The sequence below is a fragment of the Pseudoalteromonas sp. 0303 genome, assembly GCF_013349995.1.
Classification (GTDB): domain Bacteria; phylum Pseudomonadota; class Gammaproteobacteria; order Enterobacterales; family Alteromonadaceae; genus Pseudoalteromonas.
In genome coordinates this window covers 22502-39285 of sequence record NZ_JABVXF010000029.1, presented here as the reverse complement: position 1 = coordinate 39285, position 16784 = coordinate 22502, and the positions used below count along the sequence as shown (strand labels likewise).

The following is a 16784-nucleotide window of genomic DNA, read 5'->3' as shown; positions in this document are numbered from 1 at the left end:
TTTAAGTAAGTTAAGACCTTCTTATGGGTCAACTTCTAAAGCATCACAATAACGCATGAATTCAATAACATCTAAACGACGTTCTTGGTTTTCAATTTTACCAATGAAAGAATGCGGCGTACCTAAAACCTGCGCAAGGCTACGCATTGTGTGACCTTTCTCATGACGTTTAGTTTTAAGCCATTTTGTTAGTTTCGAGTTTTCTTCAGAAGAAACTGTTTTACCCATCATAAAATACATCTCCTACTAGATGATTCAAGTTAATAATTTAAGAGTGAAATTTGCCCGTCTCACTCTTGGACACATTATATACTAATAACTTTCAGATTGAATGATTAATTATACAAATGTCCACCTTTTAGGTATGGACCGTTTTAGTATACAAGTATTAGTGTAGCTAAAATTAAAGCATGTGCTCTATAGTTAACTGGTTAACTGTACCAAAAAATTGATCAATTGGAAGTGTAACAAGATGAAAGTATCGCTTTAAATTCTGCATATTTATGCTTAAAGTGTATGTAAATACTGAAAAAGGCTAGGAAATGTTTCGTATATTATTTTTGTTGCCAATTGTACTGTGTGTAGCGTGGTACCTTTTTTTAAAACAAAATCGTGTACCAATTAAGCAAGGCAAGAAGGGGTTTGTGTATATTTTGATCGCCTCTGCGTTAGTTTTAGGCTTCTTTTTACTGATGATTAAAGTGACCCAACACTAGGGTCACTCATTTTTAATTAATCAGTAACGAATTTACCGATTACCGACGACGATCTCGCAGCATTAACAAGCAAGGCGTAAGTACCAGTGTCAATACAGTAGCAAATGTTAATCCACCCGCAACAGCCGTGGCCAATTGCACCCACCACTGAGTAGATGGCGCACCAAAATCAATATGACGGTTAAATAAGTCAATATTCACTTGTAGTACCATCGGCATTAATCCCAATATGGTGGTCACAGTCGTTAACAGTACAGGACGTAAACGCTGAGCACCAGTTCGTAAAATCGCATCTTTTGCTGCCAGACCTTGGTTACGTAAAACATTATAAGTATCAATCAGTACTATATTGTTATTAACCACAATACCGGCAAGCGAGATAACCCCAATGCCCGACATCACGATACCAAACGGTTGCTGTAATACGATTAAACCTAAGAACACACCCATAGTTGAAAACAGTACAGCACTTAAAATCAGAAATGCTTGATAAAAGCTATTAAATTGCGTTACCAGAATAATCCCCATCACAAACAGGGCAACCACAAAAGCCAGCTCAAGGAAGGCTTCTGATTCATCTTGATCTTCGGTTTCACCACGCACTTTAATTTTCACGCGCGGATCTAACCCTTGCTCCTCTAGTTGCGCTTGTAAGCGTGGCAACGCTTTAGCAAGTTGTTCACCCGGTTTCATGTCTGCATTAACGGTAACAACGCGCTGAGAATCAACACGGCGAATTGTATCGACCTTAGGAGCTGCTTGACGCTCAACAAAATGACTAATTGGCACTTGCCCGTGCATAGTTTTTACACGCAACGTTTCAAGACGTCCTAAATCTCGCTTGTCATGAGGAAAGCGTACGCGAATATCAATCTCGTCATCAACATCATCGGGGCGGTATTCCCCTAGTTTTAAACCATTGGTAATAAGCTGAACATTTGCCCCTAGCATACTGGCATCCGCACCAAAACGAGCCGCATCCGAACGATTCAATTTAAGTTGCCACTCAATGCCCGGTTTTGAAGCACTGTCATCAACATTTCGAAACGCGCCATCATTTTCGATGGCTTGCCTTACTCGTTTAGCTTCACTGTTAAGCACACCAACAAATCGAGAGCTCAGCTCAATACTCAGCGCTTTGCCTCCACCGGGGCCGTTTTCATCTTTTCGAAGTTCAATTTCGACACCGGCATAACTTGCCGTGATTTCGTTAACTTGACTGATTATATCTTCGGCAGGTGGACGCTCATCCCAGTCTTTAAGATTCATTCTAAACGTGCCTACCTGATCTTTACCGCCAGTACGAGCATACAAGGTTTTAATACCTTCTACTTTTAAAATGCGTGATTCGATGTCTTTCATGATCACGTCTTTTTCAAATATAGATAAGTCACTGTAAGAACGTACTTTGATATTAACGCCATTTGGCTCTACATCAGGAAAGAACTCAACGCCTAGCTTAGAGACAGCAAATGCAAAGAATACTAAAATAGAAAACACGATTGCAGCAGCTAGGCTCCACCAAGGGCGCTCTGTTGCATAATCAAGCACGCGAATATAACGCCCAAGCATCCCTTTGATTTGCGTTAAATCGCCGGACTCTGCTAACTCTAAATCCTGTTTTTGCTGTTCAGAGAGCGGCCGTGACTTTCCTATTAATCCACCAATAGTTGGCACAAACACCAATGCCATAAGTAATGACGCAGTCAAGGTGGCAATAAGCGTAATCGGCAAGTACTTCATAAACTCGCCCATCATTCCCGGCCAAAATATTAGCGGTGCAAAGGCCGCTAATGTCGTTGCCGTAGAAGCGATGATTGGCCACGCCATGCGCTCAGCAGCCAATTTATAAGCTGTCTTGCGCGGTTTGCCTTCACTCATTGCTCTGTCAGCAAACTCACTAACAACGATTGCGCCATCCACCAGCATACCGACAGCCATGATGAGTGCAAAAAGCACCACGATATTCACCGTTAAGCCAAACACAGAGATCACTAAAATCCCGGTTAAGAACGAGCCAGGAATGGCAATCCCCACTAAAAACGCAGTGCGCGCACCAAGTATCGCCACAATAACGATAACCACCAACAATACAGCAGACAGCACATTATTTTGCAGATCAGAAAGCATCATTTTCACGTCTTTTGACATGTCGCCGGTGTAATCAACTCGTATATGATCAGGCCAAATTTTCTTGGCCTCATTCACCACTTTTTTAACTTGATCGACCGTATCAATAATATTTTCGCCAGCACGTTTTTTCACTTCCAGCGAAACCGCATGGCGGCCATTAATACGTGCGATTGAGGTTGGGTCTTTATATGCTCGGCGAATTTTTGCTACGTCCATAAAACGCACCACCCTATCGCCAACAACTTTCACAGGTTGTTCCATCACATCCTGAATCGTCTCAAATACCGACGGGATTTTTACAGCAAAGCGCCCTTTACCAGTATCAAGGGTACCAGCAGCTACTAAGCGGTTGTTATTTGATAGCAGTTGAATAATGTCATTCGGTTCAAGGCCATAAGAAATCATCGCCAATGGATCGACCTCAATTTCAACCATATCTTCACGGTCACCACCTACATCAACTTCTAATACGCTAGAAATGCTTTCTAGTTCATCTTTAAGATTACGTGCAAGGGTTAGTAAACCTCGCTCTGGCGCATCGCCTGACAAAGTTAATGTAATTGTTGGCTGCTGATCTTCCATCAAGATTTCATGAACTTCTGGTTCTTCTGATTCAGAAGGCAGTTTTGCCTTAGCTAAACTAACTTTATCTCGTACATCAGCTAAGGCTTCTTTGGGGTCCATACCCGCGATAAACTCAAGGGTCACAGAGGCATGCCCTTCACTTGCCACCGCTGACATTTCTTTTACCCCTTCAATTGAGCGAAGCTCAATCTCCATCGGCCTAACTAATAGCCGCTCAGCATCTTCAGGGGAAATACCGTCATGAATAATCGACACATAAATAAAAGGAATAGTGACATCAGGATTCGCTTCTTTAGGGATGGTTTGATATGTCACCCAGCCCGAGATCAGCAACAAGATGAAAATAGATAAAACTGTACGCGTGTGAGTCAACGACGCTTCGATTAAGTTTTTCATACTTAGTTGCTCGTTGCTTCAGTAAACACAGGCTCAACTTTGTCACCGGCACGCACAAAACCTTGACCAAGGGTAATAACATTCGCTTGCTCGCCTAAACCCCAAAGCCAAACGCCCTGCTCGGTGCTTTTAGCTAGATTTACCGACTTAAACTCTACAATATTGTCGTCATTAACGACTTTTACGCCGATATTCCCTTGTTCATCTAGGGCCATAAAAGCCGGGCTTAATAACATGGCAGGCTCAGTTGGCAACTCAATATTAAGCTGAGTCGAAAAACCTGCTTTATATTTCATACCTGGGTTTTCAAACGCCGCTTCGATGCGAAATGTATTGGTGCTGTCATCCGCAACAGATGCAATGTAACGAATTCGACCCGGATAGGTTTTGTCATTTAAAACATGAGCAAAAGTAGCTTGCCCAACTTCTAAGCCTTGCACTTCTTTTTGAGTCGCATCGGCTCTGACGATTAACGGGTCTAAATCAGCGAGCTGTAAAATAGGGTCGCCTATGCCAACATAATCACCAATTTCGACTAAACGTTTGTTGATAACGCCATCAAAAGCAGCACGTACTTCAGTGCGCTCTAGCTTTAATTCAAGGCTTGCCAAAGTTGCTTTTGCTTGTTGCAACATAGCTTGTGCTTGCATGGTCAATACTTTGTTTTGTAAACCTTGCTGATTAAGTTTAAGCGCGCCTTCGTATTCAGTTTGATACTGGGCAACTAAGGCTTCTGCTGATGTGATTTGGGCAGCCAAATCAGATTTATCGAGGCGTAAAATAACCTGTTCTTGTTTTACAAACTGACCTTCTTCAACCAAAATTTCGAGTACTTGCCCTGCTTGTCTGGCGCTGATATTTGCGATTTTGTCAGGCTCTGATTTTCCATAAAAAGTTAGGTTTTTATTAATATTCTTTGCGACCAACGGCATCACTTGCACTTTAGGCAAGCGCTCTTGAACTTGCTCATCACTTTGCAGTGCTTTTTGATCTGCTTTGCTATGCCCAGATAGCATCCACAGTACAATCACCAAAACAATGGCGATAGCTAAAATATAGGGTTTCTTTTCTATTGTTGTAGTTATATTTGGCAACGCAAAACTCCTTCTAATAATGCGTAAAATTTAGCAGGGGCGGGATATTATGATAAGTTTAAGCAATAAAAAAGCCACATCAAGTGGCTTTCATAAATAATTCATTAAACGCTGAAGCTGGCTCCGCAACCACAGGTTGTTGTTGCATTCGGGTTATTAACAAAAAAGCGTGCGCCTTCAAGCCCTTCTGTATAGTCAACGGTACCATCTACCAAGTACTGAATACTCATAGGGTCGACAACAAGCGTTACACCATTTTTAACAATTTCTAAATCGCCAGGGTTAGCTTTTTCATCAAAAGTAAAACCATATTGGAAACCTGAACAACCACCACCTGTTACATAAACACGTAGTTTAAGATCTGGATTCTCTTCTTCTTCGATTAACTGTTTAACACGAACAGCAGCTGCATCGCTGAACTTGATTGGCAACTCATCTGACATACCAAAACCCTCAAAACCTATATTGGCCGCAATTATCTAATACCCGAGTGTTTTAATCAAGTATCACCACAAGAGCATCTCAATTATGGTGAGGATAACTGGCCAACCTACTTGCCTTGGACTAAAGTTTATTTGTACTACATTTGGACTTGTATGATGCATTAAGGGAATCTTATCGTGATAGAGCACTTCAAGCTGCACTTTATAACTGATCATTTAAGCAGTGCGCAGGTCATTCCGGCTGAATACGATTTACTCCTTGTGTTTGCTTCTATTCTCACGGCCGTATTTGCTTCGTATATCTCATTTTTATTATCTGCCCGCATAAAACACTCTTACCTAAAAAATGAAAGTCAGATCTGGACTATCATGGCTTCGTGTTTTTTAGGTATAGGTATTTGGGGTATGCATTTTGTTGGTATGCTTGCATATACCTTGCCCATTCCTATTGAATACAACATTAGTGTTACTCTGATATCGATTTTGCCAAGTGTTTTTGCCAGTTACATCGTGCTATCACCAGCTTTAAAAACTGGCAAGGGATTAATATTTAGAAGTATTTTAATGGGGGCTGGGATTGGCTCGATGCACTTTGTTGGTATGATGGCGATGGTTATGCCTGCAAAAATGGCTTATGAGCCTTGGTTGTTCTCTTTATCAATTATCGTCGCTATTGTGCTGTCAGGTATCGCATTAAAAATTAATGATTTTCGACTTGCTAAAGGGGTTCATCAAACACGGATGAACTTAGTGGTGGCCTTAATAATGGGCAGTGCAATTTCGGGAATGCATTACATTGGCATGATTTCGATGTCTGTTTTTGAAACTGAATACACCACCTATGTTACAACCCACGACTACTCGACGTTAGCACAGCTTATTATTTTTATTCTGGTAGCGTTAAGTCTATTTGTATTGGGAGTTGTTGAGCTCAGAGCAAGAAGCTTATTGTCAGCAAAACTGAAAGCAGTGCTTAATACTGTACAAGATGTGGTTATTAGTTTTAATAATGAAGGAAAAATTGAATTTGCAAACCCTGCTGTTATCCACATTTTTGGCTATCAGCCGCATGATTTAATAGGCAAACATATTCGCACCCTGATCCCTGAAAGGTCGTTAGAGCTTGATGAAATCCTCCGAGATTCACAGCTTAGCAAAAAAACGGCGGGTAAAAGTAGCAGTCGGCTCTTAAAAGGACAACGAGCAAATAAAAAACATTTTCCTATTACGTTAACAATCAGCTCTATTGGTAAAAAAGAGTCGGGCCCTTATGTGGCGACGATAAAAGATCTGTCTGATATTCGGAATCAAGAAGCCTTTACGCAAACTATTTTCGATAACTTACCCATCATGCTATTTGTAAAAGAGGCTGAGCACTTAACATTTAGCCATGTGAATAAAGCGGGTGAGCAACTACTTGGTAAAAATAAAGACCAACTAATCGGTTTAAATGACTTTGATATCTTCAGTAATGAACAAGCAGTCAGTTTCATGCAAACCGACCGCGATGTATTGAAAAGTGATGACCCCCTTACGATAGAAGAAAAGCCGGTTACTATTGATGGCAATACTCATTACTTAAGAACGCGGAAACTCACGATTAAAGACAGTAATGGTAAAGCGCAATACTTACTTGATGTTTCAGAGGATGTTACTGAATTAAAGCAAGCAAAAACCGAGCTTGAAAGCTTACATCAACGCATGTCTATGGCTGCAGATGCTGCCCATATAGGTATATGGGAGTGGAATTTTGACACTAATGAACTGATTTGGGATGACTGGATGCACACCCTATTTGCAATCCCAAAATCAGAATTTAAAGGGGACTATTCAGCATGGGCAAATAGCTTGCATCCAGATGAATATGAAGACGTGACAAACAAGCTAAAACTCGCAATTTTAAATGGTGAAGAGTTTCACGCAGAGTTTCAGATTGTTCTGCCTTCTGGCAAAACCCGCTATATCAATGCAGATGGACGAATATACGGCAATCGTATGGTTGGTGTTAATTTCGATATCACGAAACGCGTCATGGCTGAGAAAAAAATTAGGCAATTAGCACAAACAGATCACCTTACAGGCTTAGCAAATCGTAATGCGCTTGGGCGCTTCATAAAGCAAGAATTTGCCAGGGTTGAACGAACAGGCTCTAAAGTAGGCTGCCTATACTTTGACCTTGATAGGTTTAAGCCGATTAATGATACCCATGGTCATGCAATGGGAGATAAAGTGTTGGTAGAGGTTGCCAAACGCCTACAAGACACAGCTCGCAAAACCGATTGCGTTGCTCGCATTGGTGGTGATGAGTTTGTAGTTATTGTTACCGACATAGAAAACCAAGTACAAATAAAACGCGCACTATCTCGATTGATCTGCGCAATTGAGGAGCCAATAAAATCAGAATATGGTGACTTGCACGTTGGAGCAAGTGTTGGCTTTGCACTTTACCCTGACGATGCGAAATCATTTGACGAATTGCTTAGCGTGGCCGACAAGCGTATGTATGATCAAAAGCATGGCAGCTTCAGTTGTGATGTTATGAGCTGTAAATGAGCAAATTATTAATACTAAAAAGTCTAATTTAGACGTATACTTATTAAACAATTAACAATGGTTCTTTTTCCATGTGCGCACGTTTTTTTTCTTTTATGGTACTTGTTTTCAGCTCGTTCGCAGTAGCCAATACAGCGTACCAAGAAACATGGAAAATCACCTCTTTAGAAGCCCCACCATATGCAAGTAGTACAATGGCAAATGGCGGTGATGCTATTGCACTATTAAGAGACACGCTTGCCAAAAAATCGATAAACCTCGAAGTTGAGTATTCACCTTGGCAAGATGCAATAAAAAAAGCCCGGTTAAGCGGCTACCTAGGCTATTACCCTGCGTGGCTACCTGAAATTGTGCCTGGTTTTATTGCTTCGCCCACTATTTTAAATTCTCAATTAGCTGTCATTACCACTCAGTCTAATCCACAAGATTTTGAAAATCTTGAACAGCTTTTTAATGAGCACAAAGTCGGCGTTGTTGAGCCTTATATTTATCCGGGTGTGGTCGAACAAGTAATTCAATCCTATGCAGGCAACATAGTGCAAACAGCAAACGATGAAGAGCTATTCCACTTAATGCAAACTGGGCAGATTAATTTTGCGATTACTGCGCCAAAAGTACTCAATTACTTTGCTGAGCAGCAAAACTTTCCTGAGCCGAAAATAGTGACTCAGTTTACCGACTCCCCATTAGTGATTGGCATACGAAATGATGCTGAAAACCAGGCTAAAATAGCCTTACTCAATGATTTATTTGCCAGTACAAAGTCATCTGAGACAAATTACTCTCGGCCAAAAAAGGTGTTATTAACCTATATAGATATTCCCCGTATAGCGCCATTTAAAGCGTTTATGAGTGATGTCTATAATGATTTAAATATCAAGGCTCAAATGCAACCAACACCAGCTCGAAGAGGTGTGTTATTACTTAATGCAGGGATTGTCGATGGCGATATCGTGCGTTCAAAAAGCAACCTAAAAAAATTCGAGAATATCATTGTCGTAGAACCAAACCTTGGCATTATTAACTTAGTGCTCCTATGTCGAAAATCGCTGCCATGTGATCGGGATAACTTATACGATCCAAACAACCGAATTATAAGTTCGATTGGTGATGTCGAAATCCTTAACGAATTTGATATAAAAGCTGAGATAATGCACAACGAAGACTTAAGTCATACGCTTACTATGCTAAAAAAAGGACGTGTCGATTACGCCATCTACCCTGCGCTCAATAATGATATTAATACCTTTAAAAAAGACTTTTCTGTGGTTGTTTTAAGACAGATGGCTATCAACACGGTTATTCATAAAAAACATGCCCCTCTGGTAGATGAAATAGCCAAAGCCATTTCAGCTCGCTTGCCTGAATTAACACAGCAAATTGATAATGACAGCAAAGATTAGCTAGATTTACCCAAAATGCAGATAAAATTATAAAATCCCAACGACTTAGTTAATTTGATTTGCTAAACTGCGGCTCAAAAGTGCTGTGAGGAAATATGCATGTGGCTTGAGAGACTAAGACGTCGCCTAGCAAAGCCTAAGACATCTGTGCAATTGTGCTTACTTGGTGTAAGTGCAGGGTTAATTGCGGCAGTGTTGATCATACTTTTTCGCCTCACAATCATGTTTTTTCAAAGCTTATTTTTAGATAAGCCTGATGACTTCACCACTTTACCAACCTATGAGCGGATGATACTGCCAGTTGGTGCAGCCTTGTTAATTGCCTTATTCGCCGCCCTAACAGGCTTTAAGCATTATCGTCTTGGCATTCCATTTGTAATTCACCGTATTAAAAAACATTATGGCCATATGCCGCTTTACAACACAGTAAACCAATTTGTCGGTGGTGCTTTAGCCCTTATTAGTGGTTTTTCGGTCGGTCGAGAAGGCCCCTCTGTTCATATGGGTGCAACGGGTGCCAGTTTACTGGCCGATAAATTACATCTACCACACAATGCAATGCGTACCCTCACCGGTTGTGGTGTTGCAGCCGGTATTGCTGCCTCATTTAACACCCCACTGGCAGCCGTTATCTTTGTCATGGAGGTGGTATTGAGGGAGTATAAAGTGCATATTTTCGTGCCCATTATGCTCGCAGCGGTTACCGGCGCATTAGCCACTCAATTTGTATTTGGTGACGCTTCAGAGCTTGCACTTATTACCATGAACCCATTGAGTGGTTGGCATTACCCATTTTTAATTATTTTTGGTATGGCACTTGGCGCTGTTGCTTATGCATTTAACCAAAACTTGATGCTTATAATCCGTACCTTCAAACCACTAAGTATGTTCCCTCGTCTATTACTAGCAGGATTAATAGCTGGTTTAATTGCTTATATGGTTCCTCATGCAATGGGCTCAGGTATGAGTGCTATCACTATTGCTATTGAATCACCAGATGATGTGCAGTTTTTAACAACCATTTTGATTGCCAAATTACTCGCCACTTTATTTGCCATTGGTTTAGGTATTCCAGGTGGGATCATCGGCCCTGTTATTGGACTTGGGGTATTAATGGGCACCTTGATGGCCTTTTTCGCGCAGTTTATTAGTCCGGGTGTTGATATCACAGGTACCTATAGCATGCTTGGCATGGCAGGATTATTGGCAGCAACATTACACGCACCACTGGCAGCTCTCACTACGGTTATGGAGTTAACTTCAAGTCCTGAGATTATTGTGCCAGCCATGTTGGTGATCTCAACGGCTTATGTCACGGCGTTGCAGTTTTTTGGTAACCGCTCTATTTTCATGCAACAACTTGATTTCCAAGGGCTTGAGTATCAAATATCGCCAGCTACCGAAGCATTACAAAAAGTGGGGGTGATGGATGAAATGGATGAGCAGTTCAAGCTGCTTTACAGTGACGACAAACAACAAATTAAAGAGTCGCTCGATGCCCTTGATAGCCAAACTCCGCTGATTGTTCATGATGAAGAGAATGGCTATCGTCTTGCTGAGTATGATTTAAGCCTGATATCTGACCAAGAAAGTAACATCAAATATGTCAGCCTTGCCGGCCTTAGTAGCCAAGCAACATTAGCCGATGCTTTTGACTTATTAAAAGATAAACGCAGCGGTGCGGTATATATTTACAACCTGCTTGATAACCAACAGATTATGGGCCTTTTGCGTTGGGACCAAATCAGACATATCCTTACCATACGCAACAGTTTGTTATAACAATTAAAATGGATGCTTAAATGACTGCGCTATTAGTTTATAAAACCTTCCACGTATTTTTTATGATTGCTTGGTTTGCCGGTATTTTTTACCTGCCACGTCTTTTTGTTTACCACGCAATGAGTGAAGAAAAAGCCTGTAACTCAATGCTGAAAGTAATGGAACGCCGCTTACTGTTTTTTGTGACACCGTTTGCTGTTTTAACATTGGTGTTTGGGGTACTGACCATTTTTGAATATGGTCGAGACTGGTTTAGATACAGCATGTGGCTGCACTACAAACTGGTGTTAGTGATTATTCTCTATATCTACCACGGCTATTGCTTTAAATTACTGGCTGACTTTAAGCATGATCGCAATACACGTAGCGATCGCTTTTACCGTATTTTTAATGAAGTTCCGGTACTCATCCTTTTAGCTATAGTGGCACTGGCAATTATTAAACCTAACTTATAATTTGCTGCTGTGAACGCTAAAAATTTGCTATAGTACTGCGCAAATTTATGCGGCCTCCCATACCGAGTGCCAGCGCCCTATAAATGTGATTAGGAACAAACCCCATGCTAAGTTTCCAAGGTGAAAATATCCTGTCGGTCAATCAGCTTGATCGAGATTGTATTGAACGTATTTTTGCAGTTGCTAAGAAAATGGAGCCTTATGCTAAAAAGCAAAAGCGCACCAATGTTTTAGAAGGTGCTATTTTAGCAAACTTGTTCTTTGAACCAAGCACGCGTACTCGCGTAAGTTTTGGTACAGCATTTAACTTACTAGGTGGTTTGGTTCGTGAAACAACGGGCATGCAAAGCTCAGCACTTGCAAAAGGTGAATCTTTGTATGATACCGCACGCGTGATCTCAGCGTATGCAGATGCAGTCGCAATGCGCCACCCTGACGCAGGCTCTGTTGCTGAATTTGCCACCGGGTGTGACGTGCCAGTGATTAATGGCGGTGACGGCCCGAATGAGCACCCAACACAAGCCTTACTAGACTTACTAACGATTGAACGTGAGCTAGGTCGTTTCAACCAAAGCATCGACGGTATGCACATTGCCCTAGTAGGTGATTTAAAATACGGCCGTACCGTGCACTCTTTATCTAAATTACTTTGTCATTATAAAGACGTTAAATTCTCTATGGTGGCACCTGATGGCTTACAAATGCCAGACTACATTTTAGATGCTGTTGATAACGCGGGTCATAAAATTCAAGTAGTAGATAAAATGGAAGGCAACTTGGCCGCAGATATTGTTTATCAAACCCGTATCCAAGAAGAGCGCTTCCCTTCACAAGAAGAAGCTAACAAATACCGTGGTGGTTTCCGTATCAGTCAGGCAATTTACAACGCACACTGTAAGCCTAACTCAGTACTGATGCACCCACTGCCTCGTGATAGCCGTTTAGAAGCAAACGAGCTAGATAACGATTTAAATAGCAACGACAACCTAGCAATTTTCCGCCAAGTACAAAATGGCGTGTTAATTCGCATGGCGTTGTTTGCTCTAACCTTAGATGTTGCCGACAAAGTTGAGCAATATGAAGTCGACGTGCCTTGGTTTAGCCGTAAACGTAATAGCTAAGCTACTTCGTTTGGGCTCTTTGAGCCCTTGCAAACCAACTCATTTAACGTGACAACCCAATAGGACTATTCATGACAATTAGCCAAGATCTTTTTAATCGCGCGCAAGAATCAATCCCAGGCGGTGTTAACTCACCAGTTCGTGCCTTCAATGGCGTTGGCGGTACTCCTTTATTCATCACTAAAGCTGAAGGCCCTTTTACCTTTGATGCTGATGGTAACCGTTATATCGATTACGTTGGTTCATGGGGACCAATGATCATGGGTCACAACCACCCAGCTATTAAGCAAGCGGTATTAGAAGCCGTAGAAAATGGCTTAAGTTATGGTGCACCAACCGAAACTGAAATCTTAATGGCCGAAAAAGTAAAAGAGCTAGTACCATCAATCGAAAAAGTACGTATGGTAAGCTCAGGTACTGAGGCAACAATGAGTGCAATTCGCTTAGCACGTGGTTTCACTGGCCGTGACAAAATCTTAAAGTTTGAAGGCTGTTACCACGGTCATGCAGACTCACTACTAGTAAAAGCTGGCTCAGGCGCACTGACTATGGGTGTACCAAACTCACCGGGTATTCCTGAAGACTTTGCTAAGCACACCTTAACTGTGTCGTTTAACAACCTTGATGAAGTAAAAGCAATTTTCGCAAAATACGCTGACGAAATCGCTTGTATCATCGTTGAGCCAGTTGCTGGCAACATGAACTGTATTCCACCTGTACCTGGCTTCTTAGAAGGTTTACGTGAGGTGTGTGATGAATACAAATCTGTACTTATTTTTGATGAAGTAATGACAGGTTTCCGTGTTGCTTTAGGCGGCGCACAAGCTTACTACAACATCAAACCAGACCTAACTTGTTTAGGTAAAGTGATCGGTGGCGGTATGCCAGTAGGTGCTTTTGGTGGTAAGAAAGAAATCATGGATTACATCGCACCTGTTGGCCCAGTTTATCAAGCAGGTACATTATCAGGTAACCCAATTGCCATGGCAGCCGGCTTAAAATCTTTAGAGCTATTAAGTGCTGAAGGCCTGCACGATGAGCTTGAAGCAAAGAGCAAAGCAATTTGTGAAGGCTTTGAAGCAGCAGCGAAAAAAGCAGGCATTGCACTTACAACAAACTACGCAGGTGGTATGTACGGTTTCTTCTTTACTGATAAAGAAAAAGTAACTAGCTACCAACAAGCGACTGAGTGTGATTTAGAGCGCTTCAAAAAGTTCTTCCACTTAATGCTAGAAGAAGGTGTTTACCTAGCTCCTTCGGCGTTTGAAGCAGGCTTTGTGTGCGCTGAACACTCTGAGAAAGAGATCAACGACACCATTGCCGCCGCAGAGCGCGCATTCGCGAAGCTTTAATAAGCGTAAAGCAAGTTAATAAAAAGCCCCAGCATTTTTCAATGCTGGGGCTTTTTTTATTCTTTGCCAATTCGTTTATTTAAGTATTAATGCGAGTTAGTATTGTTAATCTCTAACGCAAGTTGGTCTGGGTTCAAACTCGCTGGCACGAATGGGTAGCTGCACCACTTTACCGCAACCAGGAGGCGCTTGCAGACCAGTCTCTTCGTTAATAAAGGCCCAACGAATAGAAGCAGGGCGAGTATCCGCTATGGCTTCAGGGTTGAGTGGCTTAAGGTAACGAATGTAAGCTTCTAGTGCGCCAACACTGCCTGTTAAACCTGTGCTCTTGTTATCGTCGCGACCAATCCATGCAACAGTCACGGTGTTTTGGTCAAAACCTGCAAACCAACTATCGCGTAAGTCATTACTGGTGCCTGTTTTACCAGCTAGCTGAATTGATGGGAAATGTGCATTTAGGCGTTTAGCCGTGCCATCCTTAGTCACGCGCTTCATTGCGTATTTAGTCATGTAGGTTGATGCATCATCAAAACGCTTTTGTGAGGTGACATCATGTTTATAAAGCACCTTACCTACTGAGTCAGTCAGTGCTGAAATAGACGTTAACTCGCGGTACTGACCATCAGCAGCAAGGGTTGTATAAAGCTGTGCTACTTCAAAGCTTGAAAGCTCAAGAGCGCCTAATAACAATGATGGATATTGATCAATACGCCCTTCTAAACCTAAACGCTTTAAGGTATCAGCTACTTTATCTACACCGACATCAAGGCCCGTATTAACCGCAGGAATATTTATACTGTTACTAAATGCTTTATATAGTGGCATAGGGCCGCGGAACTGCTTGTCGAAGTTCTCTGGTTGCCATACTTTCCCCTGCTCATTAGTCACTTGCAGCGGTGAGTCATCCACCAATGTGGCAACATTAAATTGACCACTTTCAAATGCCGTTAAATAAACGGCAGGCTTAACGAGTGAGCCTATATTACGTTTGGTATCAAGCACACGGTTAAAACCAAAATAACGTACGTCACGGCCTGCAACCAACGCCGACACCCCACCCTTTTCAACGTTAACTGAGATCATCGCTGCCTCAAGTTCTTCTGTTTTAGGGCGTCTTTCTAGATAAGGTAGACTTGCCTCAACCGACTCTTCCATGGCCGTTTGTTTTTGCAAGTCAAAATAGGTGAATACACGCACCCCGGCATCTAACACTTGCTGATCTGGTAGCAGGCGCTTTAATTCTCGATTAACTAATTCTAAGTAACCCGGATACGACTTTTGCAGACTGTCTTTCATTGGTGCAATATCAATTGGACGCTTTAATGCCGCACGATATTCACGGGTATCAATCAATTTATTTTCAACCATTAAGCGCAGTACTAGATCGCGGCGCTCCATTGCGCGCTCACTATAACGACGTGGGTTGTAATACGATGGACCTTTCACCATAGCCACTAAAAGCGCAATTTGGTCGTATTCAAGCTCATCCACAGGCTTTGAAAAATAAAACTCAGCGGCAAGACCCATACCGTGAACGCCTTGATTGTAAGACTGACCTAAATACACTTCATTGAGGTAAGCTTCTAAAATGTCATCTTTGCTGTAGCGGTAATCTAATATCAGAGCGATAAGCGCTTCATTAAACTTACGCACCAGTGAACGCTCACGGGTAAGGTATATATTCTTTGCTAATTGCTGGGTTAAGGTACTGCCCCCTTGCACTGTTCGCCCGGCTTTGATATTGCTGTATAAAGCACGCATAATCGACCACACAGACACGCCATGGTGTTGATAGAAATTACGATCTTCAACTACCAGTAAAGTGTCTTTTAGCATCGGCGGAAATTTATCTAGCGCCACAAACTCCCGGTCTTGTTTTGAATCATTACCAATGCGAGCTATTTGAACTGGCTCTAATCGAGCGCTGTTTAAACGACGACCAAATTTATCTTTGATAGTTGCTAATTTCTGCCCTGAAAAACGCAGCTCAATCACTTGTGAATCTTCAAGGCCATCATAAAATTCAAATTCACGGCGGTACACTTTAATACTGTTAGCTGATTTAACATACTGGCCTGTACGGCTTAGCTTATTTACAGATGAATAATTTAAACGGTTTAACTCCCAAATAACCTCTTGCTGAGACAAATACTGCCCAGGATAAAAGCTCATTGCACGAGCATACACTTGTGCAGGTAACTGCCATTTATTGCCTTCAAATTGGCGAGTAATTTTTGCATCTAAATAAATTAGATACAGCACCATGGCAACAATCACAGCAAGTGAAAGCTTCCAAAAAATTGACCAAAGTTTTCTTAATACACTAGCTTTAGCTGGCCCTTGAGGTGCGCGTGAGCGCTTAGCGGTAGTTTTTTTTGATGTCGCCTTCGGTTTACTAGACGATTTTTTTGCAGGAGTTTTTTTATCAGCCATTGAGTTCGCTATTGGTCAGTTAATTTTACAGGATTACGCCTTGAACAGCGCAATATTAACACCTGTAAAATTAACAGTCACTTAAACTCGTTTAGCGTGTACACAACCAGAGTGAGTGGATCACAGCAGGTATAAAGAAGATAAAGCATAGAATAATGTTAATCACTAAGTCTTTACCTGCGCCCGCTTTTAAAAATACCGCAACAGGCGGTAAAAACAGCGAAATAATTATAAGCAAGAGTTTGTTATCCATCGTTTTTCCTTGTTAGAAATGAACATTAAGCATAGTCAAAAAATAGCGATTTCGCCTATCAGAAA

The 16784-nt window shown here is 41.7% G+C and carries 12 protein-coding genes; 6 read left to right on the top strand and 6 right to left on the bottom strand.

The genetic code is table 11. The annotated features are described in order from the left end of the window. Positions 1-21 precede the first annotated feature (21 nt). The 4 genes from HUS62_RS16780 to erpA form a co-directional block, all read right to left on the bottom strand. On the bottom strand, positions 22-231 hold the full coding sequence (locus tag HUS62_RS16780; RefSeq protein WP_175080487.1) for a helix-turn-helix transcriptional regulator: 210 nt from the start codon (positions 229-231) through the stop codon (positions 22-24). A 524-nt stretch (positions 232-755) separates the two neighbouring features. Further along, positions 756-3830 carry an efflux RND transporter permease subunit gene (locus HUS62_RS16775; protein ID WP_175080486.1) on the bottom strand — a complete coding sequence of 1025 codons (3075 nt, stop codon included), beginning with the start codon at positions 3828-3830 and terminating at the stop codon, positions 756-758. Positions 3831-3832: 2 nt separating this feature from the next. Continuing rightward, a complete protein-coding gene (locus HUS62_RS16770; RefSeq protein WP_258536803.1) occupies positions 3833-4924 on the bottom strand; it encodes an efflux RND transporter periplasmic adaptor subunit in 1092 nt (363 codons plus the stop codon). Positions 4925-5028: 104 nt separating this feature from the next. Beyond that, entirely contained in the window at positions 5029-5367 is a 339-nt protein-coding gene (gene erpA, locus HUS62_RS16765) for an iron-sulfur cluster insertion protein ErpA (RefSeq protein WP_036966451.1), read from the bottom strand. A gap of 177 nt (positions 5368-5544) precedes the next feature. Here erpA and HUS62_RS16760 point away from each other — a divergent pair, with 177 nt between their 5' ends. The 6 genes from HUS62_RS16760 to hemL all read left to right on the top strand — a co-directional run bounded on the left by HUS62_RS16760 (position 5545) and on the right by hemL (position 14033). Next, a complete protein-coding gene (locus HUS62_RS16760) occupies positions 5545-7920 on the top strand; it encodes a diguanylate cyclase domain-containing protein (RefSeq protein ID WP_175080485.1) in 2376 nt (791 codons plus the stop codon). Positions 7921-7991: 71 nt separating this feature from the next. Next, entirely contained in the window at positions 7992-9323 is a 1332-nt protein-coding gene (locus tag HUS62_RS16755) for a transporter substrate-binding domain-containing protein (protein ID WP_175080484.1), read from the top strand. A gap of 99 nt (positions 9324-9422) precedes the next feature. Further along, positions 9423-11105 carry a chloride channel protein gene (locus HUS62_RS16750; RefSeq protein WP_175080483.1) on the top strand — a complete coding sequence of 561 codons (1683 nt, stop codon included), beginning with the start codon at positions 9423-9425 and terminating at the stop codon, positions 11103-11105. A gap of 20 nt (positions 11106-11125) precedes the next feature. Further along, complete coding sequence (locus HUS62_RS16745; protein WP_054562318.1) at positions 11126-11560, top strand: CopD family protein; 435 nt, start codon at positions 11126-11128, stop codon at positions 11558-11560. A 104-nt stretch (positions 11561-11664) separates the two neighbouring features. Then, positions 11665-12681 (top strand): aspartate carbamoyltransferase, encoded by a 1017-nt coding sequence (locus HUS62_RS16740; RefSeq protein ID WP_054554265.1) that lies wholly within the window; start codon positions 11665-11667, stop codon positions 12679-12681. A gap of 71 nt (positions 12682-12752) precedes the next feature. Then, positions 12753-14033, top strand: coding sequence for a glutamate-1-semialdehyde 2,1-aminomutase (hemL, locus tag HUS62_RS16735; RefSeq protein WP_054562319.1), 1281 nt, complete (start codon positions 12753-12755; stop codon positions 14031-14033). 105 nt (positions 14034-14138) lie between these two features. Here hemL and mrcB read toward each other — a convergent pair whose 3' ends face one another. Both mrcB and HUS62_RS16725 read right to left on the bottom strand, forming a co-directional pair. Continuing rightward, positions 14139-16466, bottom strand: a complete 2328-nt coding sequence (gene mrcB / locus HUS62_RS16730) for a penicillin-binding protein 1B (RefSeq protein ID WP_175080482.1) — start codon at positions 16464-16466, stop codon at positions 14139-14141. 91 nt (positions 16467-16557) lie between these two features. After that, positions 16558-16719 (bottom strand): YqaE/Pmp3 family membrane protein, encoded by a 162-nt coding sequence (locus HUS62_RS16725; RefSeq protein WP_082401591.1) that lies wholly within the window; start codon positions 16717-16719, stop codon positions 16558-16560. Between the last annotated feature and the right edge of the window lie 65 nt (positions 16720-16784).